The organism is Serratia sp. AR11, from assembly GCF_056376275.1.
Genome location: NZ_CM150739.1, coordinates 2,579,366 through 2,601,649, shown reverse-complemented (window position 1 = coordinate 2,601,649; position 22,284 = coordinate 2,579,366). Strand labels below are relative to the sequence as shown.

General features: G+C 58.0%; 20 protein-coding genes. 11 read left to right on the top strand and 9 right to left on the bottom strand.

Going from position 1 to position 22,284, the window contains the following annotated elements; translation table 11 throughout:
• Nucleotides 1-5 precede the first annotated feature (5 nt).
• The 5 genes from xdhC to ACSOSI_RS12390 form a co-directional block, all read right to left on the bottom strand.
• Nucleotides 6-773 carry a xanthine dehydrogenase accessory protein XdhC gene (gene xdhC / locus ACSOSI_RS12410; protein WP_476707176.1) on the bottom strand — a complete coding sequence of 256 codons (768 nt, stop codon included), beginning with the start codon at nucleotides 771-773 and terminating at the stop codon, nucleotides 6-8.
• Nucleotides 766-3,159, bottom strand: coding sequence for a xanthine dehydrogenase molybdopterin binding subunit (gene xdhB, locus ACSOSI_RS12405; protein ID WP_476707175.1), 2,394 nt, complete (start codon nucleotides 3,157-3,159; stop codon nucleotides 766-768). The genes xdhC and xdhB overlap by 8 nt, the downstream gene beginning before the upstream one ends.
• Nucleotides 3,152-4,582 (bottom strand): xanthine dehydrogenase small subunit, encoded by a 1,431-nt coding sequence (gene xdhA, locus ACSOSI_RS12400; RefSeq protein ID WP_476707174.1) that lies wholly within the window; start codon nucleotides 4,580-4,582, stop codon nucleotides 3,152-3,154. Before xdhA ends, xdhB begins: the two co-directional genes overlap by 8 nt.
• Nucleotides 4,579-5,910: a guanine deaminase gene (gene guaD, locus ACSOSI_RS12395; RefSeq protein WP_476707173.1), complete on the bottom strand. Its 1,332-nt coding sequence runs from the start codon at nucleotides 5,908-5,910 to the stop codon at nucleotides 4,579-4,581. Before guaD ends, xdhA begins: the two co-directional genes overlap by 4 nt.
• A 310-nt stretch (nucleotides 5,911-6,220) precedes the next feature.
• Complete coding sequence (locus tag ACSOSI_RS12390; RefSeq protein ID WP_476707172.1) at nucleotides 6,221-7,396, bottom strand: ROK family transcriptional regulator; 1,176 nt, start codon at nucleotides 7,394-7,396, stop codon at nucleotides 6,221-6,223.
• A 100-nt stretch (nucleotides 7,397-7,496) separates the two neighbouring features.
• On the opposite strand from ACSOSI_RS12390, the gene ACSOSI_RS12385 reads away from it, so the two are divergent.
• The 8 genes from ACSOSI_RS12385 (at nucleotide 7,497) to ydfG (ending at nucleotide 15,744) form a co-directional block, all read left to right on the top strand.
• Nucleotides 7,497-8,747, top strand: coding sequence for an extracellular solute-binding protein (locus ACSOSI_RS12385; protein WP_476707171.1), 1,251 nt, complete (start codon nucleotides 7,497-7,499; stop codon nucleotides 8,745-8,747).
• A gap of 9 nt (nucleotides 8,748-8,756) precedes the next feature.
• Nucleotides 8,757-9,665: a carbohydrate ABC transporter permease gene (locus ACSOSI_RS12380; RefSeq protein WP_041418556.1), complete on the top strand. Its 909-nt coding sequence runs from the start codon at nucleotides 8,757-8,759 to the stop codon at nucleotides 9,663-9,665.
• On the top strand, nucleotides 9,655-10,494 hold the full coding sequence (locus ACSOSI_RS12375; protein ID WP_112362752.1) for a carbohydrate ABC transporter permease: 840 nt from the start codon (nucleotides 9,655-9,657) through the stop codon (nucleotides 10,492-10,494). Before ACSOSI_RS12380 ends, ACSOSI_RS12375 begins: the two co-directional genes overlap by 11 nt.
• 19 nt (nucleotides 10,495-10,513) lie before the next feature.
• Nucleotides 10,514-11,467, top strand: a complete 954-nt coding sequence (locus ACSOSI_RS12370; RefSeq protein WP_476707170.1) for a carbohydrate kinase family protein — start codon at nucleotides 10,514-10,516, stop codon at nucleotides 11,465-11,467.
• Nucleotides 11,467-12,546, top strand: a complete 1,080-nt coding sequence (locus ACSOSI_RS12365; RefSeq protein WP_261413841.1) for an ABC transporter ATP-binding protein — start codon at nucleotides 11,467-11,469, stop codon at nucleotides 12,544-12,546. The genes ACSOSI_RS12370 and ACSOSI_RS12365 overlap by 1 nt, the downstream gene beginning before the upstream one ends.
• Nucleotides 12,547-12,747: 201 nt before the next feature.
• A complete protein-coding gene (locus ACSOSI_RS12360; RefSeq protein WP_017892730.1) occupies nucleotides 12,748-14,187 on the top strand; it encodes an MFS transporter in 1,440 nt (479 codons plus the stop codon).
• 96 nt (nucleotides 14,188-14,283) lie between these two features.
• Nucleotides 14,284-14,805, top strand: coding sequence for a GNAT family N-acetyltransferase (locus ACSOSI_RS12355; RefSeq protein WP_476707169.1), 522 nt, complete (start codon nucleotides 14,284-14,286; stop codon nucleotides 14,803-14,805).
• Nucleotides 14,806-14,994: 189 nt separating this feature from the next.
• The gene (gene ydfG / locus ACSOSI_RS12350) at nucleotides 14,995-15,744 is read left to right on the top strand and encodes a bifunctional NADP-dependent 3-hydroxy acid dehydrogenase/3-hydroxypropionate dehydrogenase YdfG (RefSeq protein ID WP_476707168.1); all 750 of its coding nucleotides are present in this window, start codon (nucleotides 14,995-14,997) and stop codon (nucleotides 15,742-15,744) included.
• A gap of 35 nt (nucleotides 15,745-15,779) precedes the next feature.
• On the opposite strand, the gene ACSOSI_RS12345 is transcribed toward ydfG, so the two are convergent.
• On the bottom strand, nucleotides 15,780-16,106 hold the full coding sequence (locus ACSOSI_RS12345) for a YnfA family protein (protein ID WP_012145017.1): 327 nt from the start codon (nucleotides 16,104-16,106) through the stop codon (nucleotides 15,780-15,782).
• A gap of 148 nt (nucleotides 16,107-16,254) precedes the next feature.
• On the opposite strand from ACSOSI_RS12345, the gene ACSOSI_RS12340 reads away from it, so the two are divergent.
• The gene (locus tag ACSOSI_RS12340) at nucleotides 16,255-16,623 is read left to right on the top strand and encodes a DUF1283 family protein (RefSeq protein WP_012145016.1); all 369 of its coding nucleotides are present in this window, start codon (nucleotides 16,255-16,257) and stop codon (nucleotides 16,621-16,623) included.
• 90 nt (nucleotides 16,624-16,713) lie between these two features.
• Nucleotides 16,714-17,013 carry a DUF1161 domain-containing protein gene (locus ACSOSI_RS12335; RefSeq protein ID WP_017892728.1) on the top strand — a complete coding sequence of 100 codons (300 nt, stop codon included), beginning with the start codon at nucleotides 16,714-16,716 and terminating at the stop codon, nucleotides 17,011-17,013.
• Nucleotides 17,014-17,052: 39 nt separating this feature from the next.
• On the opposite strand, the gene ACSOSI_RS12330 is transcribed toward ACSOSI_RS12335, so the two are convergent.
• Nucleotides 17,053-18,540: an MDR family MFS transporter gene (locus ACSOSI_RS12330; protein WP_476707167.1), complete on the bottom strand. Its 1,488-nt coding sequence runs from the start codon at nucleotides 18,538-18,540 to the stop codon at nucleotides 17,053-17,055.
• Between the two features lie 274 nt (nucleotides 18,541-18,814).
• On the opposite strand from ACSOSI_RS12330, the gene clcB reads away from it, so the two are divergent.
• Nucleotides 18,815-20,095 carry a voltage-gated ClC-type chloride channel ClcB gene (gene clcB, locus ACSOSI_RS12325; RefSeq protein WP_476707166.1) on the top strand — a complete coding sequence of 427 codons (1,281 nt, stop codon included), beginning with the start codon at nucleotides 18,815-18,817 and terminating at the stop codon, nucleotides 20,093-20,095.
• Here the strand turns inward: clcB and bioD are convergent.
• Together bioD and mlc are read right to left on the bottom strand one after the other, a co-directional pair.
• Complete coding sequence (bioD, locus tag ACSOSI_RS12320) at nucleotides 20,092-20,763, bottom strand: dethiobiotin synthase (RefSeq protein ID WP_012145012.1); 672 nt, start codon at nucleotides 20,761-20,763, stop codon at nucleotides 20,092-20,094. The two genes, clcB and bioD, sit on opposite strands and share 4 nt — an antisense overlap.
• A gap of 151 nt (nucleotides 20,764-20,914) precedes the next feature.
• A complete protein-coding gene (gene mlc, locus ACSOSI_RS12315; RefSeq protein ID WP_017892723.1) occupies nucleotides 20,915-22,132 on the bottom strand; it encodes a sugar metabolism global transcriptional regulator Mlc in 1,218 nt (405 codons plus the stop codon).
• Nucleotides 22,133-22,284: the final 152 nt, after the last annotated feature.

Here is a 22,284-nt window from a genome sequence, read left to right as displayed (position 1 = left end):
CCAGGTTAGCGCTGGCCGTAACAGGCAATGATCTCTCCGGCCACCGCGACTGCAATCTCGGCCGGCAGTTTGCCTTTTACGTCCGGCAGCCCCAGCGGACAGCGCATGCCGGCGATTGCCGCTTCGCTGATGCCACGCTGACCGAGTTTATATTCGAAGCGTTTGCGCTTGGTCAGCGAACCGATCAGGCCGAAGTAACCGGCATCGCCACGGCGTAAAATCCGCTCCGCCAGCGCCAGATCCAACGCGTGGTCGTGTGTCATGACAATGAAATAACTGCCCGGCGGCATGGCGTCGACGATCTCCAACGGTTCTTCACAGACGTTTTGTTGCACCCCAGCCGGGAGCAGCGCCGGGAACTCCGCCGCCCGGCCATCAACCCAGCGTACCCGGCACGGCAGCGTGGCGAGGATATTGACCAGTGCGCGGCCCACATGTCCGGCGCCAAACAGCGCAATTTGCGGGCGTGGCGGGATCAAGGGTTCGAACAGCACGCTGGTGCTGCCGCCACAGCACTGTCCCAGCCGTGCTGCCAGCGGAAAGCGTTCCAGCCGCAGCGTGGCCGCCTCTTGTTGTAGCATCTCGCGGGCAATCGCCAACGCCTGGAACTCCAGGTGCCCGCCGCCAATGGTGTTAACCGCCCGTTCGGCCGTCACCAACATTTTGGTGCCACGATTGCGCGGCGTGGAGCCCAGCTCATCCACCAGCGTCACCAGTACGCAGGGTTCTCCGAGCCGTCGCAGATCGGCCAGTGCCTCAATCCACTCATCCATCGCCGTTCTCCTCCGCCAATTCAGTGACAATGTCACTTGAAAGCATCTGCTGTACTCCCCACAGCACCCGCTCCGGCGTGGCCGGTGCGTCAATATTGGGCTGCAGACGGTAGTCCGCCAGGCTGGCCACCGCATCCTTGATGGCACACCAGACCGAGATGCCCAACATAAACGGTGGCTCGCCCACCGCTTTCGAATGAAATACCGTGTCCTCGGGATTTTTGCGGTTCTCCAGCAGCGTAACGCGCAGATCCGCAGGAACGTCACCAATCGCCGGGATTTTGTAGCTGGCCGGGCCATGGGTCAGCAACCTGCCTTGATCGTCCCACACCAGTTCTTCGCTGGTCAGCCAGCCCATGCCCTGCACAAAACCACCCTCTACCTGACCGATGTCGATTGCCGGGTTCAGCGAGTCGCCCACGTCGTGCAGAATGTCGGCGCGCAGCAGTTTGTATTCGCCGGTCAGCGTATCAATTAACACCTCTGCGCAAGCCGCGCCGTAGGCAAAGTAATAGAAAGGATGGCCGCAGGCCTTGTCGCGATCGTAAAAGATCTTCGGTGTGCGGTAGTAACCGGTACTGGCAAGTGAGATTTGATTGAAATAGGCCTGTTCTACCACCTGTTCGAAGCTGAAATAGCGTTCACCCACCCTGACCTGCCCATTGTTGAAGAGGATCTGCTCAGCGCTAACCTGATGCTGCCTGGCCAGCATGTCAGTCAATCGCTGTTTGATGGTCAAAGCCGCATTCTCCGCCGCCTTGCCGTTCAGGTCGGTGCCGGACGATGCCGCCGTCGGCGAGGTGTTCGGCACTTTACCGGTATCGGTGGCGGTGATCTGAATACGCTCTATTTCCACCTGAAACACTTCGGCGACAATCTGCGCCACCTTGGTGTTCAACCCCTGGCCCATCTCGGTACCGCCGTGGTTGAGTTGAATGCTGCCGTCCGTATAAATCAGCACCAACGCCCCCGCCTGATTGAGGAAGCCGGCGGTAAAGGAAATACCGAATTTGACCGGCGTCAGCGCCAGCCCTTTCTTGAGGATTGGGTTTTGTGCGTTGAACTGCCGGATAGCCAGCCGCCGCGCCTGATAATCTGCACTGCGCTCCAGTTCGGCGGTGATCTCTTGCAGCAGATTCTGTTCCACCGGCTGATGGTAATGGGTGACGTTGCGCTGATCTTTACCGTAGTAATTGGTTTTACGCACCGCCAGCGGATCGAGCGCCAGATAGCGCGCAATGTGGTCCATGATCTGCTCGATCGCCATCATGCCCTGTGGCCCGCCAAAGCCACGATAGGCCGTATTGGAGGCGATATGGGTTTTACAGCGGTGGCCGGTTATCAGCACATCCTGCAGGAAATAGGCGTTATCAGCATGGAACATGGCGCGATCGACGATAGAACCGGAAAGATCGAGCGAGTAGCCGCAGTTACCGGCCAGGCTGATTTTCACCCCATTTAACAGACCGCTGTCGTCAAAACCGACGTCATACTGAATATAAAACGGGTGGCGTTTGCCGGTGATCAGCATGTCGTCGCGGCGGTTCAACCGCATTTTGACCGGCCGCCCGGTAAGGTGTGCCACCACCGCACACAGGCACGCCGGGCCGGCGGCCTGAGTCTCTTTGCCGCCAAAGCCGCCGCCCATGCGCCGCGTGTCGATAGTCACCTTGTGCATCGGTAAATTAAGCACCGAGGCCACTAACTTTTGGATTTCGGTGGGGTTCTGGGTCGATGAATACACCAGCATGCCGCCGTCCTCAGCCGGCAGCACCGAGGCAATCTGGGTCTCAAGATAAAAATGTTCCTGGCCACCGACGTGCAGTTCGCCCTGAATGCGATGCAACGCCTGCGCCAGTGCGCCATCCGCATCGCCGCGTCGATGGTGGTGAGCTTCCTGCACCACGAAGCCTTCCCGCAACGATTGGGTGACGTCCAGCTGTGCTGGCAGCTCCTGATAGCTCACTTTAATGGCCTGCGCGGCCCGCCAGGCGATCTCCGGATCCTCCGCCGCCACCACCGCAATCACCTGCCCGACGTATTCGACCACGTCTTTCGCCAGCAGCGGATCGCCGTAGGTTAACGGAGCAATATCCAGTTCGCCCGGCACGTCCTGCCAGGTGATCACCCGTATCACACCAGGAAAATCGTAGCAGGCGGACAGATCCAGTTTTACGATGCGCGCATGCGCTTTCTCACTCAGTTTTGCCGCCAGATGCAACTGGTTGGGAAACTCCAGCCGGTCGTCAATGTATTGCGCTTCACCGCTGACGTGTTTGTCGGCGCTCTCGTGTTTGCGACTGCGCCCCACGCCGTTGGTCAGCGGCTGACGGAAACGTTCGGCCAACTGCTGTTGGGTATATTCGGTGCGTTTGCTATTACTCATAAGCCGTCACCTCGATCGCCAGCTGTGGCTCAGTCAGCGCAATGAAATAGCGACGCAACAGATTCTGCGCCACCAACAGGCGATAAGCGCTGCTGGCACGGAAATCGCTCAGCGGGGTGAAGTCCTGCGCCAGCGCCTGAGCCGCAAGCTCCAGGGTAGCCCGCCGCCACGGCTGCCCCACCAGTTGCCGTTCGCACAATACGGCCCGTTTAGGTGTCGCGGCCATGCCACCAAAGGCCAGCCGGGCATCGCGGATCATCCCCTGTTCAATCGTCAGGTTGAAGGCCCCGCACACCGCCGAAATATCATCCTCCAGCCGCTTGGAGACTTTCCAGGCGCGGAAATCCGCCGGGGCCTGGCCCGGCAGCACGATGCTTTCAATAAACTCCCCCGGCTGCAGCGCGGTCTGACGATAGTCCAGGAAGAAGTCGTTCAGCGGCAGTTCACGCCGCACGGCACCACAGCGCAACATCAACCGCGCATCCAGCGCCAGCAACAGCGGCGCTGCGTCACCAATCGGCGAAGCGTTGGCGATATTGCCCCCCAACGTGCCCTGGTTGCGGATTTGCTGCGAAGCAAAACGCGCCAACAGTTCGCCAAAGGCCGGGTGGTAGTTAGCCAACAGCGGGTAAAGGTCACTCAACGCCGCCCCGGCACCAATAATCAGACGATCGTTGTGCCGACGAATCTGTTTTAACGCCTCAATCTGGCCAATGGCGATCATCAAGGGTAAATCCTGATGCCGCTGGGTGACTTCCAAAGCCAGATCGGTGCCACCGGCCAACAGTTTGGCCTGCGGATGCTGTAGATACAGCGTCGCCAGTTCATCAAGGCTCTGCGGCAGCAGACAGCGTTTCCCCGCCGCCTCCAGCGGCGTCGCCGCCGGGATAGTCCGCAGTTGTTGCAAGGTTTGCTGTTGATGGCGTTCAAAACTATCTGGCGTTTTGCTGTCGCACGCCTGCTGCGCCGCCGCCAAAATCGGCCGGTAGCCGGTACAGCGGCACAGATTACCGGCCAGTGCCTGCTGCGCCTGTTCGCGATGATAGTTTTCACCGTTTTTTTGCAGGCAAAACATCGACATCACGAAGCCCGGAGTACAAAAACCGCACTGCGATCCATGGCAGTCGACCATCGCCTGCTGCACGCTGTGCAATTGACCCTGTTGTTTTAAATCTTCCACCGTGATCAACTGTTTGCCGTGCAGCGCACTGACAAACGTCAGGCAGGCGTTAACGCTGCGATAGCGCAACCCTTCGCCGTCCGGCTCCGCCAGCACCACGGTGCAGGCGCCACAGTCACCGGAAGCGCAGCCTTCTTTGGTGCCACAGCGGCCGAGATCGCGGCGCAGATAATTAAGCACCGTGGTATTGGGGTCGATCGCGCTTTCATTTTTCAGCGTTTGATTAAGCAGAAACTGGATCATGCCGCCTCCTGCTGCGTAGCCGGTCGGTACACCACTTTACCGTCGACGTAGGTTCGGTAAACGTTGCGGTCATCGCCCAGCGTCATCAGCACAAACAGTTGCTCCGCCAGCTCACGGCTGTTTTCATGCCGCAGTTTTTGCAGCGGCGATACCGCCGGATCCAGCACCACAAAATCCGCCTCTTTGCCGACCGAGAAATTACCGATTTTGTCATCCAGCGACAGCGCCCGCGCCCCACCCAATGTGGCGTGGTAGAAGGCTTCGCAGGCCGAGAGCTGGTAGCGCTGCAGTTGAGCGACCTTGTAAGCTTCGCCCAGCGTTTGCAGCATATTGAAGGTGGTACCGGCACCGACGTCGGTGCCAATACCCAGCCTGACCTGTTTCTGCCAGGCCTTTTGCAGGTTGAACAAGCCGCTGCCGAGGAACAAATTGGAGGTCGGACAAAAGGCGATGGCCGAACCGGTGTGACACAGGCAATCCCACTCTTGCTCTTCCAGATGCAGGCAATGGGCAAACACGCTTCTCTCTCCGGTCAACCCATACTGGTGATAGACATCCAGGTAACTGCGGCTGTCCGGGAACAGTTCTTTCACCCAGGCGACTTCTTCCAGGTTCTCGCTCAGGTGAGTGTGCAGATAGGCATCCGGAAACTCTTCACGCAACCTTTGTACCTGAGCCAACAGCGCCGGGGTGCTGGTGGGCGCAAAACGCGGCGTGATGGCATAGCTCAGCCGTTGCTTGCCGTGCCAGCGCTCAATCAGTTCGCGGGTCTGGCGGTAGCTCTGCTCCGGGGTTTCCAGCAGTTCCTCAGGCGCATGGCGGTCCATCATCACCTTGCCGGCGATCAGCCGCATATTCAGCGCCGCCGCCTGACTGAACAGCGCTTCAACCGACTGCGGGTGTATGGTGCCGAACACCAGCGCCGTGGTGGTGCCGTTGCTTAACAGTTGCTGTAAAAAGAACGCCGACATCTTGCCGGAGTGCTGCTCGCAGCAGAATTGGCTTTCCGTCGGGAAGGTGTAATGCTTCAGCCATGCCAGCAGCCGATCGCCATAGGCACCGATCATTTCGGTTTGCGGGTAGTGAATATGGGTATCGATAAAGCCCGGCACTATCAGTTTGTCCTGATAATGAGTGACCTCAAACCCCGGCGGCAACAGCGTTTCACCCTGCTGCCAGGGGCCAAACCAGACAATGCGGCCTTCATCGAGCAGCAGCAATCCGTCAGGAATATGTCGCAGTTGCTGCTCCAACTGCTGCGGTTGATCGACACAGGCAGCAATATCGAAAAAATGACCACGGATCGCCGTGGTGAATGACAGGCTCATTTTGCTTTCCTTCTCTACCGGCCAGCGCACAGCCCCCGGCTGAGTTAATTCAGCCCAGGGAGCCATGGCGGTCTTTTATCGTTCGCAGGTGTTGATTTAAGGATAGCAAGCAGCGTGCCAGTTGGTTTTTTATTAAGATTTTTCATTTAAAAACAAAAAGATAAAAACTCACCTCGCAATAATCCGAATCAATAAAAATAAGCGGCAAATAAGCAAACGGTTGCCCTTAAATAGCAACCGTTTGCTTATATTGAGTTAATGGTGAGCCTGCACCAATAACGGGCAAGAATACAAATCGGGGGAATGAAATTTATGACTTCAATAACACTTCATAGCGCGGGTTAAATTCATCAAACAGCGGTAACGCGGCCGCGCCTAATGCGGCGGTATCCGCGCCGGTAGTCCCCAATCGAACCCGCAGGCCGTCGAGATATTTGCTGCGCACCGACCGGTGCAGTGGCGCCAGGCGCTTGATCAACTGTTCTACGATAATTTCCGGCATCAGCCCGCCAATAATCACCGCTTCGGCATCGAACATACACTCAATAATATTGATCGCCTGGCGTAACGCCGGCACCGCCGTATCCAGCCAGGCGTCGATCTGCGGCTGCGGTAGCGTCAGCAGGTCTTGCGGCATGGCGCGCATCGGATCCAGCCCGCAGCTCTCATAAGCCGCCTGCAACGAGACATAACGCTCCAGACACCCCTGGTTGCCGCAGTAGCAGGCCCGCCCGCCCGGTTGCACAATCATGTGGCCGACTTCACCAGCATTGTGCGCATGGCCGGTATAAATTCGGCCATCGGTAAAAATCCCTGCCCCAAGTCCGGTACCGAGATACAAATAAATAAAGGAATTAAGCTGCCTGGCTACGCCGTGCAAACGCTCGCCGATAGCGGCCACGGTAGCATCGTTCTCCAGCGTCACCGGCAGGCCACTTTGCGCGTTAAGCTCAGCCACCACATCGATATTTTTCCAACCGTTAAGCGTGGTCGGCCCGACCGACGAGATCCCTTCCACGCCAAACGGCCCCGGCATCACTACGCCGATGCCCAGCATTTTTCTCCAGCTCAGATCCGGCTGCTGGCGCATTTCTTGCAGTACATCACAAATCAGTTTCAAGGTGGCAGCAGGTTGCGGCTTTTGTACCATAATCAGCCGGTGGAAACGAACGCTGCCTGAGAGATCAACCACGATGATCAGCAGTGACTGGTGATCCAGATGGATACCGATGGAATACGCGCTATCTGGATTCAGGGTCAACGGCGTGGCCGGTTGACCTCGCCCCCCGGCACGACGCGGCAGGTGCGAGGAGAGAATACCGGCCTGTTCCAGTTCTGTTGCAATGTTTGAAACGGTTTGCGGCGTCAGTGAGGTCAGCCGGGCAATTTCGGCACGGGTCAGTTCACCGTGCAGACGGATAGCCTCTATCACTACGCGCCGGTTGTGTGCACGAGCATGTTCAAGGTTAGTGCCGGAAGTCGTCATAACTGCCTATGCAGAAAGGGAAATCGTCTTTGCAGTATGGTGCCCTCCAATAAAGCAATCAAATTGATTTAAGAATCTTTTTAACACCGGAGAACGCACAATGAAAAGCCATACCCTTGCCGCTACGGCAATCTGTACCCTGTCGCTCCTGGCGCTTAGCCTGTCATCTGCCTATGCCGCCCCGACGCAAATTAACGCGTTGTTTATGACCCAGGCGGCGTACAGCGAAAATGATATCCGTGCCATGACCGCCGATTTTAGCAAGCAGCACCCGGACATCACCGTTAACCTGGAGTTCGTTCCTTACGAGGCGCTGCACGATAAAATCGTCGCGGCGCGCGGTGCCGGCAGCAACGGCTACGATGTGGTGCTGTTCGACGCCATCTGGCCCGCGGAATTCACCAAGTTCGGCCTGCTGCAGGACGTGACCTCGCGCATCAGCGCCGACGACAGCGCCAAAATCTTTGCCGGTGCCATGACCACCGTCACCTATAAGGACAAGCGCTGGGGCATGCCGTGGATCCTCGACACCAAATACCTGTATTACAACAAAGCCATGCTGGCCAAGGCCGGGATTGCCGCCCCGCCGAAAACCTGGCAGGAACTGGCGCAGCAGGCAGAGATCCTGAAGCAAAAAAACGTGGTCAAATACCCGCTGGTATGGAGCTGGTCACAGGCCGAGGCACTGGTTTGCGATTACACCACCCTGGTGTCCGCCTATAAGGGGCAGTTTATCCAACAGGGAAAAATCACCTTCTCCAGCCCAGGTTCACTGCAGGCCGTCGACTATATGAAAGCCTCGCTGGACAAGGGGCTGACCAATCCGAACTCCCGCGAATATCTGGAAGAGGACGTGCGCAAAACGTTTTCCAACGGTGACGCGGCCTTCGCCCTTAACTGGACCTACATGTACAACATGGCCAACGATCCCAAGCAAAGCAAAGTGGCCGGTGACGTCGGCATCGTGCCGGCTCCGGGATCGGTGGCGGGTCAGGTCTCTGCGGTTAACGGTTCGATGGGGCTGGGCATCGCCAAGGCCAGCGCCCACCCCGATCAGGCCTGGCAATACATCAGCTACATGACCTCACAGCCGGTGCAGGACAAATACGCCAAACTGAGCCTGCCGATCTGGAAGTCGTCTTACGACGATCCGGCGGTGCAGAAGGGTCAGGAGCCGTTAATCGCCGCCGCCAAACAGTCGTTGAACGTGATGCTGTCGCGCCCTGAAACCGCCGATTACTCTCGTTTGTCCAACGGCCTGCAACAGGATTTGCAGCAAATTCTACAGGGCAAGGTGACGCCGCAGGCCGGGCTGGATGCGGCCACCCAAAGCGCTGCGCGGCTGCGTTAAGCGATGACGATGCTCACTTTACCTCAACGTGAGCGGCGTCAGGCATGGGTGCTGCTGGCACCCATGCTGCTGATGATGCTGCTGTTAACCGCCTGGCCGCTGGCTCGCACCCTGTGGCTGAGCTTCACCGATGCGGCGCTGGTGGGCGACGGCGTAACCCCGGCCTGGGTCGGTACGGATAACTTTTTCTACGCTCTGACCGACCCGGACTTCCAGGCCGCACTGGGGCGCACGCTGTATTTCACCCTGGTTTCGGTGGCGTTCGAAGGGGTGATCGGCGTGCTGGTGGCGCTGCTGCTCAACCAAAAATTCCACGGCCGTAATGTTCTGCGGGTGCTGGTTATTTTGCCCTGGGCGCTACCGACCATCGTCAATGCCACCATGTGGCGGCTGAATTTCAACCCGGATTACGGCAGCATCAACGCGCTGTTAACCCAGCTCGGGGTGATTGACCACTACCGCAGCTGGCTGGGTGACCCGGCGTCGGCGCTCAACGCGGTGATGCTGGCGGATATTTGGAAGAACTACCCGCTGATTACCCTGCTGACGCTGGCGGCGTTGCAATCGATCCCGGACGATTTGTACGAAGCGGCGCGACTGGACGGAGCCTCTGCCTGGCGGCGCTTCCGGGCCATCACCCTGCCCGCCATTCTGGCCCCGCTGGCGGTGGCGTTGGTGCTGCGTACCATTGATGCCTTCAAGGTGTTCGACATCATTTACGTGATGACGCGCGGCGGCCCCATGGACAGCACCAAGACCCTCAGCTTCTTCGTTTACCAGGAGTCGTTCAGCTATCTGCGGGCCGGCAGCGGCGCAGCCTACGCGGTATTGATGACCTTGCTATGCGGCCTGCTGATCGCGCTGTACATGCTGATGCTGTTCCGCCAACGCAGAAGGAACCTCGCCGATGAAGCGTAAAATCCGCCTGGTATTGCGCTACGCTGCCGCATTGCTGCTGGCGTTGTCGATCCTGGCGCCGATGCTGTGGCTGTTTCTGATGAGCGTCAGCTCCTCGGCCGATCTGACCCGCATACCGCTGGAATGGCTGCCGCGCCACTGGGATTTTTCGCGCTACGGCAGCCTGCTTTCATTGCAGCCCGGCCAGCCGGGTGCCCTGTTCCTGCACGCGCTGTTCAACAGCCTGCTGGTGGCCTGCGGCGCTACGCTGATTTCGCTGTTGCTGGCGATCCCGGCGGCGTTCAGCTTCTCGCGTTATCCGGGACGCGACGGTTGGCTGTTCGCCAGCCTGGCCATTTATATGGTGCCACCGGTGGCCTTTGTGCTGCCGCTGTACTTTATTTTGCAGCAGTTGGCGCTGCTGAACACCCATATCGGTCTGGTATTGGTCTACTGCTCGCTGATCCTGCCATTCCTCACCTGGATGCTGAAAAACCAGTTCGACGCCCTGCCGATAGACATTGAACAGGCCGCACGGCTGGATGGACTGCGTCAGTGGCAGGTGCTGCTGCGCATTACCCTGCCCTTGGCCAAACCGGCACTGGGCGCTTCTGCGCTGTTTGGCTGGCTGCTGGCCTGGGACGAATTTTTCTACGCGCTGCTGTTCACCAGCAATATTCAGGCGCAGACGCTGCCGGTGACCATCGCCGGTTTCACCGCCGGGCGCGCCACCGATGACGGGTTGATCGCCGCCGTCGGCATTCTGGCCGCCATTCCACCTCTTTTTATTGCCATCTGGCTGCAAAAAACGCTGGTTAGCGGCTTAACCAGCGGTGGCAGCAAAGGCTAATTTACTCAGGGAAATTAACATGATGAGCACCAACACCCGGCCCACGCTGTACGTGGTGGGCAATATCAACGTCGATGTGATCATGAGCACCTTGCAGCAGTGGCCGCAAAAAGGCACCGAGGCGATGCTGGATCACAGCGAACTGCGCCCGGGCGGTTCGGCCGGGAACTGCGCACTGGCGCTGGCGGCGCTGGAAACCCCTTACCGGCTGGTGGCCAATCAGGGCAACGACTATTTCAGCCCCTGGCTGGCGCAACTGTTCCCGGAAAGCTCGCTGTACTGGCCGACCTACAGTTGCGAAACCTCGCTGACCTTCGGTGTCACCCACCCCGACAACGAGCGCACCTTTTTCAGCAATCAGGGCCATATCACCCGCCTGAGTCAGGACGACGTATTGCATCAGATCCCGCTGTTCGCCGGTAATGGCGACACCATTTTGCTGTGCGGCACCTTCCTGTGTACCACCCTGTTGGCGGAATACCCGGCGCTGCTGCAAACCCTGCGCCAGCGCGGCTATCGCATCGCGGTTGATACCGGTTGGCCGCCGCAGGGCTGGAGCGATACGCTGCGTGGGCAGATCGCCGACTGGCTGCCGTTCTGCGACATCCTGTTGCTCAATGAAGTGGAAACCTGTGGCATGGCAGGTCATGAAGATTTGTACACCGCCGCCCGGACGCTGAACCGCCAACAGCCGGCCGACGCCGCCTGCGTGGTGAAATGCGGCCCGGACGGTGCACGCCTGTGGTGCGGCGAACGGCAGTTGCAGGCGGCGGCACACCCGATCAGGGTGGTCGATACCATAGGTGCCGGCGACAGTTTTAACGCCGGTTTCCTGAGCGCTTGCCTGCACGGCCATTCGGCTGCGGTAGCGTTGCGCTGGGGCATTCGCGCCGCCAGCCACGCCATCAGCAGTTCGCCACGCCAGTATCTGGACTGGAACACGCTGAAAACCTGCGCCGGAGAAATGGTCTGATGGCAAGTGTCGAACTGGTAAAAGTCGCCAAATACTATGGCAAGCAGCGGGTGCTGAATCCGTTGGATCTGACCATCCCCGACGGCAGCTTTACCGTGCTGGTTGGCCCGTCCGGCTGCGGCAAGTCCACCCTGCTGCGGCTGCTGGCCGGGCTGGACACGCTGACCGAGGGGGCGATCCTGCTGGATAAGCAAAAGATTAACGATCTGGATCCGGCCGATCGCGATATTGCCATGGTGTTCCAAAGTTATGCGCTCTACCCACATCTGACGGTGGCAGAAAACATGGCATTTCACATGCAGGTGATGAAGGTCGCCAAAAGCGAACAACAGGCCAAGGTCCAACAGGCCGCGCGCATTTTGGCGATCGACCATCTGTTGCAGCGTTATCCGAAAGAACTGTCCGGTGGCCAACGCCAGCGAGTGGCGATGGGCCGTGCCATGGTGCGTAACCCGAAGGTCTTTTTATTCGATGAACCGCTGTCCAACCTCGACGCCCAGTTGCGGATGGAGCTGCGCGCCGAGATTAAATCACTGCATCAGCAGTTCAAGACCACCACGGTGTATGTCACCCACGACCAGATCGAAGCGATGACGCTGGCTGACCAAATCGTGGTGATGAAAGACGGCAATATCGTGCAGCAAGGCAAGCCGCTGGAGATCTACGATGCGCCCGCCAACACCTTTGTGGCGCGTTTTATCGGCTCACCGCCAATGAATTTGTTGGAGGGCATCGTCACGCCGCGTGACAATCTGCCCGGTGTGGCCTGCGGTGAATTGTGGCTACCGCTGCCGGCCAAGTGGCGCTTGGCGACGCCCGGCAGCCAGGTGATCCTCGGGCTACGTCCGCATGATTTCCGTTTAGTGGAAACCAGCCAGCAGCCTGCCGCCACCTTGCGCCTGATGGAGATCACCGGCGATGTCAGCCTGCTGCACCTTACCTGGGGCGGTTATCGTCTGCATGTCCAGCTCAGCGGGCGGGTTAATGCCGAAAGCGGTCAGCCGCTGTGGCTGATGCCCAATACCGAGGCGATCCACCTGTTCGACGCCGCGACAGGGCAACGCTTGAGTGAAAATTGAGTCGCTGATAATGCGCTAAGACCAAACCGGCCAACAACGTTGCGGGCGCTATTGCTGCGCCCGCTAATTATCACCTGCTTAACCTCTTTTTAACCTCTGTGTGATGCGCTATGCTCCAAAACTCTGCCAGCGTTAACATTTTTGAAACGAGGTTTCTGTCATGCCTGCATGCTGTTTTTACTCCGCCCGGCGCACTCAGCCATGAGTTTTTTTTCACGCGCCAGCGCGCTGCCGCTGCTGGTGGCGGGTGCCTTCTTTATGGAAAACCTCGACGCCACGGTGATTGTCACCGCCATGCCGCAGATGGCGGCGGCCTTCGGCGTAAGGCCGGTGGACATGAACATTGGTATCTCGGCTTACATTCTGACGCTGACGGTGTTTATTCCTGCCAGTGGCTGGATTGCCAACCGCTTCGGCGCCCGCAATATCTTTGCCGCCGCGGTGCTGATTTTTACCCTGGCATCGGTGCTGTGCGCCGCCAGCGTTAACCTGCCCACCTTCACCGCCGCCCGGATTCTGCAAGGCTTCGGGGGTGCGCTGATGGTGCCGGTGGGTCGCCTGGTGGTGCTACGTAACACTGCCAAACCGGATCTGATCAAGGCCATTGCCACCATTACCTGGCCGGGTCTGGTAGCCCCGATCCTCGGCCCGCCGGTCGGCGGTTTTATTACCACCTATGCCTCGTGGCACTGGATCTTTATTCTTAACGTGCCGCTGGGTATCGCCGCGCTGTGGTTGGCCTGGCGGCTGATCCCGCAGGAAGCGTCGCAGAAAGGGGTGCCTTTTGACGCACTCGGCTTCGTATTGACCGGCATCGCCTGCTTCGGCCTGATGTTCGGTCTGGATTTGATCAACCATCCGCAACTGTCCTGGCTGGTGCCTGCGCTGTGTATTCTCGGCAGCCTGGCATTAGGCACACTGGCGGTTCGTCACGCCAAACGCACCGAGCACCCGCTGATCAATCTTTGGGCGATGCGAATCAAAAGTTACGCTGTCACCATTTGGGGTGGCACGCTGTTCCGCATCGCCATTGGCGCCGTGCCCTTCCTGCTGCCGCTGCTGTTCCAGATCGGTTTTGGCCTGAACGCCTTCGACGCCGGGCTGCTGGTACTGGCGGTTTTTGCCGGGAATCTGGTGATGAAGCCGTTTACCTCGGCGGTGCTGTACCGTTTTCGCTTTCGCACCACGCTGGTGGTCAATGGTTTGTTGAACGCTGCCACTATTTTCGCCTGCGCGCTGTTGACGCCACAGACCCCGACCTGGCTGATTCTGGCGCTGCTGTTCGTCAGCGGGCTGACGCGATCCATGCAGTTCACCGCGCTCAATACGCTGGCGTTTTCCGAAGTACCGCAGCCACAGATGAATGGTGCCAACACGCTGTTCAATGTGTCGCAGCAAATGGGCAGCGGGCTGGGTATCGCCATCGGCGCACTGGCCCTGCGGCTGGCAGAGATGCTGATGCCACAATCGGGCGAGCGCATTCCCCTGGTCGATTTTCAGTGGGCATTTGTGGTCATCGGCGTGATTGCCCTGCTGGCCGTGGTTGACTGCTTTACCCTGAACGCCAACGCCGGCAGCGAGGTTCGCCAGAGAAAACCGGCCGCCACGGTGCCAAACTCCCCCCAACGATTGCAAAAATAAGTCGCATCTGCCGCCAATCAACGTAATATCGATGATCCGCCCCGTTTCACCGGTGCGGATTTTTGCCGTTTTGGCCTGAAAAGCGAGGTAATAATAATGATTCACAGTGACCTTTCTCAGTGCCGCGTGAACACCGACCGGTTGTTGATTGCCCCTTTTACCGCAGCAGACGCCGACGATGTTTACCAGGCGATCACCCCTACCTTGACGCGCTTTATGAACTTTGAGCCCGAGGAGTCGCAGGAAGCCTTTGCCAACGTTTGGCAAACCTGGCTGCCGCTGATCCGCGAAGGCGAGGAAATGATTTACATCGCCCGCCTGCGCGACACCAAACAGTTTGTCGGCATGGGCGGCGTGCACGATCTGTACAACACCACGCCTGAACTGGGCATCTGGGTGAAAGAGAACCTGCACGGCAATGGCTATGGGCGTGAAATCGTTCACGCCATGGCGGTGTGGGCAAGCGAACGTTACCATCCGCGCCACTTTATCTACCCGGTGGCCGAACAGAATACGCCAAGCCGACGTATCGCCGAATCTCTGGGCGGCGTAGTGGCCGGCCGACGTGAAAACACCAAATACGACTGCGTGGTCTATCACATACCCCCGCAGCTTTAACTGCTATCCCCAGGGCCGGATCGACCGGCCCACAGTTCGTCATCACCTATGTTAACTGTTGAAAAAACCGCCCGTCTGGCAGCAGCGATGGCGGTTTTTCAGTGTGGAAGCCGATAACCACTGCCACTTAAAGTGGGATTATGCTAATGCTAGTAGCATGTAGGGTAAAAACAGTTGAGGAACAGCAACATGATCATTTTTGTTACGGGGGCCACATCCGGATTTGGTGAGGCCATTACACGGCGTTTTATCCGCGAAGGTCATCAGGTGATTGCCTCTGGCCGTCGTATCGAACGTCTGGAAGAGTTGAAAGACGAGCTGGGTGAAGCACTGCATATCGTCCGCCTCGACGTGCGTAATCGCGCGGCCATTCAGCAGGTGATTGATGAGCTGCCGGCAGCGCTGCGCCACATTGATATACTGGTCAATAATGCCGGGCTGGCGCTGGGTCTGGAGCCGGCGCACAAGGCCAACGCCGACGACTGGGAAACCATGATCGACACCAACACCAAAGGCCTGGTGAATATGACCCGCGCCCTGCTGCCGGATATGGTCGAACGTAACATTGGCCACGTAATCAACATCGGCTCGGTCGCAGCCAACTGGCCGTATGCCGGTGGCAACGTTTATGGCGCAACCAAGGCCTTTGTCAAACAGTTCAGCCTCGGTCTGCGTGCCGATCTGCACGGTACCCGCATCCGTGTGACCGATATTGAGCCGGGCCTGGTGGGCGGCACCGAATTTTCCAACGTGCGCTTCAAAGGCGACGACGGCAAGGTGGATAAGGTCTACTACGGTGCCAATGCGCTGACGCCGGAGGATATCGCCGAGTCGGTGTTCTGGGTCGCGACCCTGCCGGCCCACGTCAACATTAACTCACTGGAAATCATGCCGGTCAGCCAATCCTTTGCCGGGTTGAATATCCACCGCGAGTCTTAATCCTGAGCGGCAGGGCCTGTCCCTGCCGTCGTTTCTCAGGCCGCTCGCCAGCCGGAAACGATAATCAACATGCCAGCCAGGGCCACGCCGGCTCCCAACCAGTCCAGCGCTGATAGTTTCACTCCGTCTACCACCCGCAACCACAATAACGCCGTCGCCACATAGACCCCGCCATAGGCCGCGTAGACCCGCCCACTGGCTGCCGGGTGCAGCGTCAACAACCAGACAAACAGCATCAGACTGGCCGCTGCCGGCAACAGTAACCAGGCACTGGCGCTTTTTTTCAGCCACAAATAGGGCAAGAAACAGCCGATGATCTCGGCCAGTGCGGTGGCGAAAAATAACAGGGTGGTCTTTAACATCGGGGAAACTTTCTCTCTGTAAACTAAACAAGGCCGTGCTTGACTGGTGCAGTCCGACAGCGCGATGGTATATTTATCAACACGCCTGCGGGCGCGGTAAAGCCAGTGTTGCCGTTATCAGGCAACACTAACTCATAAGGATGAAACGATGAAAACACTTTCGACTCAACGACTGCTGCGCGGGATGCTGCCGGTCGCCATGCTGATGCTGATGGGGGCCTGGCAGGCTCCGGCGCTGGCCGCCAGCTGCACTCAGGGCAGCACCTGCGTTACCGTCGATGGCAGCAACAGCGGTGCCATGAGTACCGAAGCGGCCCGTCAGAGCAAACAGCAGTTTAACGATACCAAATCCCTGCGCAATAAGGTTAACACCCGCGTGGAGAAAGAGTTCGACAAGGTAGACAAGGCGATTGACAGCGAAGAGCGCTGCGATGATAGCCTGAACGTCAATGCTTACTGGGAACCAAACACCCGTAAATGTCTGGATCGCCAGACCGGTCGTCAGATTAATCCTTAATCTGGTCGCAGCAAGACGGTGGCCGTTACTCTTCGCCACCGTAGCTGCTATCCTGACAAAGTAAGCCCATTTTCAAATAAGGACGAATGGATGAAAAAAGCGCTTATTCTGGGTGCACTGCTGATGGCCGCTGCGCCGTTGGCCGCCCTGGCCTCATGCGAAAGCGTGAAGGCAGACATTTCGCAGAAAATCGTCAAAAACGGCGTGCCTGAGTCTGGTTTCAAACTGGATATCGTGCCGAACGACCAGGCCCAACAGGCCGGTGGCCTGGTAGTTGGCCACTGCGAAAATGACACGCAGAAGATTGTTTATACTCGCCTGGGCAACGGCGATGACAATGGTGACGCGGCTCAGACCGGCACCAGTCAGGATACCAAAACCTCGCAATAATTACCGTTCAGGGCGCTCGGTGCGCCCTTTCCTTTTTATTTATGCCTGTTCCGCCTCTTCTCCCTCACCCTGTGGCCTGTGCCGCGCCGGGATCAGCATCGCCGCCGCCAGTGCCAGCAATGACAACAGTGCAGAAACCAAAAATACCCAATGCAACGAAGCGGCAACCTGCTGCGTCATCTCCGCCAGTATTTCTGGCGTCATCGCGCTACGCGCAGCCGGTTCCATCAGTTGTTGTACCGGATCGGTCGTTTGCGGCAAACGAAACTGCAAGTTGATGTTCAGCGTTGCGCCCAAAAAGGCGGTACCAATGGCCGAACCCATCATCCGGGTAAACACCGTGCAGGCAGTGGCAATGCCGCGGATGCTGTGGTGAGCCGCGTTCTGCACCGAAACCAGAAACGTGGTGTTGCACAACCCCATACCGGCACCAACCATAAACGCCGCCACCCGGCCCCACAATAAGCCGCCGGTCGGCTGCAGCAACAACAGAATCAGGCCGCCGGCCAGTAATAACAACGCTCCCAATAGTGCCGTGGTGCGATAAGAAGTCATCAGCATCAGTCGACCACTGAAGGTACTGGCCAGCGGCCAGCCAATTGACATCAGCGCCAGCGTGGTACCGGCCTCCAGGGGCGTTCCGCCCATCACGCCCTGAATAAAGGTCGGCAGAAAGGCGCTGATGCCCATCATCGCCGCGCCAATCACCAGACCGCCAATATTGCCGGCCACGATCACCCGGCTTTGCCATAACGCCAACGGAAACAGTGGCTCCGGCGCTCGTCGTTCCTGGCGGATCAGCAACATCAGCGAGACGGCCGCCAACGCCAACAACGGCAGCACCCACCAACCGAGATTTTCTGCCTGCAGCAGTGACAGCAGCAGCGCGGTAACAAACAACGTCAGCCAGGCGGTCCCCGCCAGATCCAGCGCGTGTTCGCGCACCTGCTGACGGGAAGGCAGATAACGAGCCAGGAAAAACATCGCCAACAGACCGATCGGCAAGTTGACCCAGAACACCAACGCCCAGGGCAAATGCTGGACGATAAACGCCCCCAGTAAGGGTCCAATAATCGCCGACACACCCCAAACGCTGGAAATATAGCCCATCACCTTGGGCCGCTCGGTAGGGCTGTAGATATCACCAATAATGGTGGTCGCTGTTGGCATAATCGCCCCGGCCCCCAACCCCTGCAGCAGACGAAAACCGATCAGCCAGTACATGTTCGGCGAGAAACCGCACAGCACCGAACCCAGTAAAAACAGCGATGCACCAAAGAAAAATACCCGCTTGCGCCCCAGCAGGTCCGCCAGCCGACCATAAATGGGAATAGTGATGGCCTGCGCCAATAGATAGACCGCGAATACCCAGCCTAGCAGGGAAAAACCACCGAGATCGCCGATAATGGTTGGCATCGCCGTGGCGACTATGGTCGCTTCTATGGCCGACATAAACATCGCCAGCATGCAGGCAATCAGGATTAAGGGGCGATGAGCGATCGGGGCTGATGCATCGTTATTTGTCATAGTGTTATTACAAACCGTGGGTTCTTATTTTCATCCAATTATACCAGCCGGATTAAAGGTTGCCGTTACCGGTATCTATTTCCCTGTTTTTACTGATTATAAACGCACCATTTGAACAGAAAGTGACATCGTAACACAAAGCCATCTCGTGGCTCGTCGTAACGAATAAACCGCGAGCCTGTCTGCGGATCTGTAAAGATTCTCTGGTCTTCGGCCAGGGTGGCAAGCACAATGCTCAGCGACCCTTTCATTTTTCTCACGATTTTACTGACGCATGAAACGATTGGTCCACCTGCACCACTATCGCGCCCTGCTGCGCCGCCTGTTTATCGCCATCTTTCTTGGTATTGCCGCTGCGTTGGTGGTTTGGCTGTTTCACCGTGCGATGCTCGGGCTGGAATGGTTATTGCTCGATCATGAAGACGGCAGCCTGGTGGCCGCCGCCGCCGCATTGCCCGGCTGGCGCAGAGCGTTAACCCCGGCGCTGGGTGGGCTGGCGGCAGGCCTGCTATTGTGGGTTTATCAGCGCTATCAGCACCAGCGGCAGGTTGCTCCCACTGATTATATGGAGGCGATCGAAACCGGTGATGGCCGCCTGGACGTCAGCGCCAGCCTGGTGAAATGCCTGGCCTCACTGCTGGTGGTCTCCAGCGGCAGTGCTATCGGCCGCGAAGGCGCGATGATCCTGCTGGCGGCATTGGTAGGTTCCGTCTTTGCCCAGCGCTTCACCCATGAGAAAGAGTGGAAACTGTGGGTGGCCTGCGGTGCCGCAGCCGGTATGGCCAGCGCTTATCATGCCCCACTGGCTGGCAGTCTGTTTATCGCCGAAATTCTGTTTGGCACACTGATGCTGGCCTCACTGGGTCCGGTGGTGATTGCCGCCGTCAGCGCCCTGCTGGTGACCAATCTGCTCAACGGTGGCCAGGCACCGCTGTATCTGGTAGAGCCGCTGCCCGCCCCCTGGCCGGTGCAATATCTGTTGATGGCACTGCTCGGCGTTTTAGCCGGGGTCTGCGGCCCGTTGTTCCTGTGGGCAATGTCTTCTTCCGGTCGCGCATTCCGTTCGCTACGGCTAAAACCACCGCTGCAATTGGCGTTAGGGGGGTTGATTGTCGGGCTGCTGTCGCTGCTGTTTCCTGAGGTATGGGGCAATGGCTACAGTGTGGTGCAGGCGCTGCTCAGTGCGCCGCCCGGCGTATTGCTGGTAGGCGCCATTCTGATCTGCAAGTTGCTGGCGGTGCTCGCCAGCAGCGGATCCGGTGCGCCTGGCGGTGTGTTCACACCCACGCTGTTTGTCGGCGCGGCGCTCGGTTCGTTAGTTGGGCAACTCTGCGCCATCTGGCCGGAGTTGGGCAGTGCGATACCGATTCTGATGGCGTTAACCGGCATGGCTACGCTTTTGGCGGCCACCACCCACGCGCCGATAATGGCTGCGCTGATGGTGTTCGAAATGACCGGTGAATATACCCTGCTACCGGGGATCCTGTTGGCCTGTGTGATCGCCACCACCGTCTCACGCGGTTTACGTTCGGTGTCGGTCTATCACAACGCCTAACGGTTTAGCAGTGGAGAGATATCCAGATAACGTGCCAGTTCCCGCTGTTCGGCGCGTGGCAGATAAGGTATTTCACCCAGCAGCGGCGCAGGAATGCGTTGCTGCATCGCATCGATAGTTTCGGCGTAATGTGCCAGCCCCGGATTGATGCGGTTCGCGACCCAGCCCAGCAGCGGCAAGCCGTCATTAATGATCGCCTGCGCCGTTAATAAAGCGTGGCTGACACAGCCCAGTTTGATCCCCACCACCAAAACCACCGGCAGTTGTTCCTGAATGACCCATTCGGCGTAAGGCCGCATATCGTTCATCAACACGCGCCAACCGCCGCTCCCTTCTACCACCACGGTATCGGCTTTGGTGGACAAATGTTGCAGCCCACTGCTCATCACACCGTAGTTGGTTTCCTTGGTAGGTTGCGCGTGAAAGACTTCTTCCAGACAGGTAATGGGATTAATTTCCTGATACGACAGCGGCATGGTCGAAGATGCCTGCAAAACCAAAGCGTCTTTATTGCGAAGACCTTCGCTGGTTTCCTGACAGCGCGCAGCGACAGGTTTATAGCCGGCCACAGAACGGCCCTGCGCAGCAAGCGCCTGTAATAAAGCGCGAGAAACCACGGTTTTACCGACATCGGTATCCGTACCTGTAACAAATAAACGCGTTAACATGACTTAATTGCCCCGAGATGCACCGTTAACCAAAAAGTCGCCAAGAATGTGGCGAAAGCGACGAACGGGAAAAGTCTAGAGGATGCCGGGGAGACGGGGCTTGAGGTAGCTCAACCTTTTGTCGTTAAACGATAAGAATTGCTGATTGGTATTAGCCTTGCAGCAACTGCACCAGCAGCGAACCGTTGTATAGCGCTTCTTTCACCAGTGCCGCGCCGGGCATAGTGCCCTTATTGAAGAACTGAGTGGACTCCACCTGAACCTGCTCACTGTAGGCCGGCAGCGACTGCTGACGTATACAGGAGGCAATGGCCGGATGCAGAATTTCTGCTGCCCGGTTCAGCGGGGAACCGACCAGGATTTTTTCCGGATTGAACAGATTAACCATGATCGCCAGAATGCGGCCCACGCTGTGCCCCACCCCCAGGATAATGTCTTTCGCCAACTGGTCACCCGCCAGCGCCGCATCACACAGCGACTCGACCGTCAGCGGTGCACCATGCAGACTGGAACTCATTGAGGTACCGAGGCGCGAACGGGCAATTTCCAGCATATTCTCGATGCTGGCGACGGTTTCCAGGCAACCGTGATTGCCGCAGTAACAACGTTTGCCGTAAGGATCGACCTGAGTATGGCCAATCTCCACCACGCTACGGCTGCCGGCATGCAGCACCCTGCCACCGGTGATCACCCCAGCGCCAACGTTGTGGTCGATCACCACCTGAATCACGTTTTGGCTGCCGCGCGATGCACCGTATAAGGCTTCGGCCATGGTCCAGGCGCTGATGTCGTGCTGCAGGTAAACCGGCAGACCGGTACGCGTTTCCAGCGCCGGGCCTAACGGCATATCCTCGACATCGTAAAACGGCATGCGGTGTACCACGCCGGAAATCGCGTCAACCATGCCCGGCAGCGTAATGGCGATCGCCGTCAGGCGTTCAAGCTTGCTTTGATGGCGGATAAAGAACTGGTCGACTTCAGCAAGAATGCGTTTTAACAATGGATCGGGATGTTCAGCGGCCAGTGGCAACAACTCTTCCACCACCAGTTTGCTGCTGATATCGCGCAGCGCCAGCGTAATGGTGCCACGGCTGATGCGTGCGGAAAGGTAGTGCCAGGCTTCGGTGTCCAGCACCAGCCCAACCGCCGGACGGCCACGGCTGCCAACTTCCTGGAACTCGGTTTCTTTAACCAGATGGGCTTCCAGCAGTTCGCGTACGATTTTGGTGATGCTGGCGGGGGCGAGCTGCGCCCGTTTTGACAGTTCGATGCGCGAAATTGGGCCCAGTTGATCGATTAGCCGATAAACTGCCCCTGCATTTGTTTGCTTGATTTGATCGATATGCCCAGGCTGCCCAACAGCAATCACAAACCTGCTCCTACTATTTTTCGCGCTTCTAAATAAAGACTATCGGCTATGGTGGGGCTTTTGTAATACAGCGTCAACTATTTGATTCGTTATGTGATTTGCTGCACAAATTCACCCCACTTTCCCTGCGGAATGCGTTTTATTTGCCCAGT

What these genes read in the sequence shown, in the direction of transcription:
- xdhC (WP_476707176.1), bottom strand. Translation starts at nt 773, where the DNA reads ATGGATGAGTGGATTGAGGCACTGGCCGATCTGCGACGGCTCGGAGAA.
- xdhB (WP_476707175.1), bottom strand. Translation starts at nt 3,159, where the DNA reads ATGAGTAATAGCAAACGCACCGAATATACCCAACAGCAGTTGGCCGAA.
- xdhA (WP_476707174.1), bottom strand. Translation starts at nt 4,582, where the DNA reads ATGATCCAGTTTCTGCTTAATCAAACGCTGAAAAATGAAAGCGCGATC.
- guaD (WP_476707173.1), bottom strand. Translation starts at nt 5,910, where the DNA reads ATGAGCCTGTCATTCACCACGGCGATCCGTGGTCATTTTTTCGATATT.
- ACSOSI_RS12390 (WP_476707172.1), bottom strand. Translation starts at nt 7,396, where the DNA reads ATGACGACTTCCGGCACTAACCTTGAACATGCTCGTGCACACAACCGG.
- ACSOSI_RS12385 (WP_476707171.1), top strand. Translation starts at nt 7,497, where the DNA reads ATGAAAAGCCATACCCTTGCCGCTACGGCAATCTGTACCCTGTCGCTC.
- ACSOSI_RS12380 (WP_041418556.1), top strand. Translation starts at nt 8,757, where the DNA reads ATGCTCACTTTACCTCAACGTGAGCGGCGTCAGGCATGGGTGCTGCTG.
- ACSOSI_RS12375 (WP_112362752.1), top strand. Translation starts at nt 9,655, where the DNA reads ATGAAGCGTAAAATCCGCCTGGTATTGCGCTACGCTGCCGCATTGCTG.
- ACSOSI_RS12370 (WP_476707170.1), top strand. Translation starts at nt 10,514, where the DNA reads ATGATGAGCACCAACACCCGGCCCACGCTGTACGTGGTGGGCAATATC.
- ACSOSI_RS12365 (WP_261413841.1), top strand. Translation starts at nt 11,467, where the DNA reads ATGGCAAGTGTCGAACTGGTAAAAGTCGCCAAATACTATGGCAAGCAG.
- ACSOSI_RS12360 (WP_017892730.1), top strand. Translation starts at nt 12,748, where the DNA reads ATGAGTTTTTTTTCACGCGCCAGCGCGCTGCCGCTGCTGGTGGCGGGT.
- ACSOSI_RS12355 (WP_476707169.1), top strand. Translation starts at nt 14,284, where the DNA reads ATGATTCACAGTGACCTTTCTCAGTGCCGCGTGAACACCGACCGGTTG.
- ydfG (WP_476707168.1), top strand. Translation starts at nt 14,995, where the DNA reads ATGATCATTTTTGTTACGGGGGCCACATCCGGATTTGGTGAGGCCATT.
- ACSOSI_RS12345 (WP_012145017.1), bottom strand. Translation starts at nt 16,106, where the DNA reads ATGTTAAAGACCACCCTGTTATTTTTCGCCACCGCACTGGCCGAGATC.
- ACSOSI_RS12340 (WP_012145016.1), top strand. Translation starts at nt 16,255, where the DNA reads ATGAAAACACTTTCGACTCAACGACTGCTGCGCGGGATGCTGCCGGTC.
- ACSOSI_RS12335 (WP_017892728.1), top strand. Translation starts at nt 16,714, where the DNA reads ATGAAAAAAGCGCTTATTCTGGGTGCACTGCTGATGGCCGCTGCGCCG.
- ACSOSI_RS12330 (WP_476707167.1), bottom strand. Translation starts at nt 18,540, where the DNA reads ATGACAAATAACGATGCATCAGCCCCGATCGCTCATCGCCCCTTAATC.
- clcB (WP_476707166.1), top strand. Translation starts at nt 18,815, where the DNA reads ATGAAACGATTGGTCCACCTGCACCACTATCGCGCCCTGCTGCGCCGC.
- bioD (WP_012145012.1), bottom strand. Translation starts at nt 20,763, where the DNA reads ATGTTAACGCGTTTATTTGTTACAGGTACGGATACCGATGTCGGTAAA.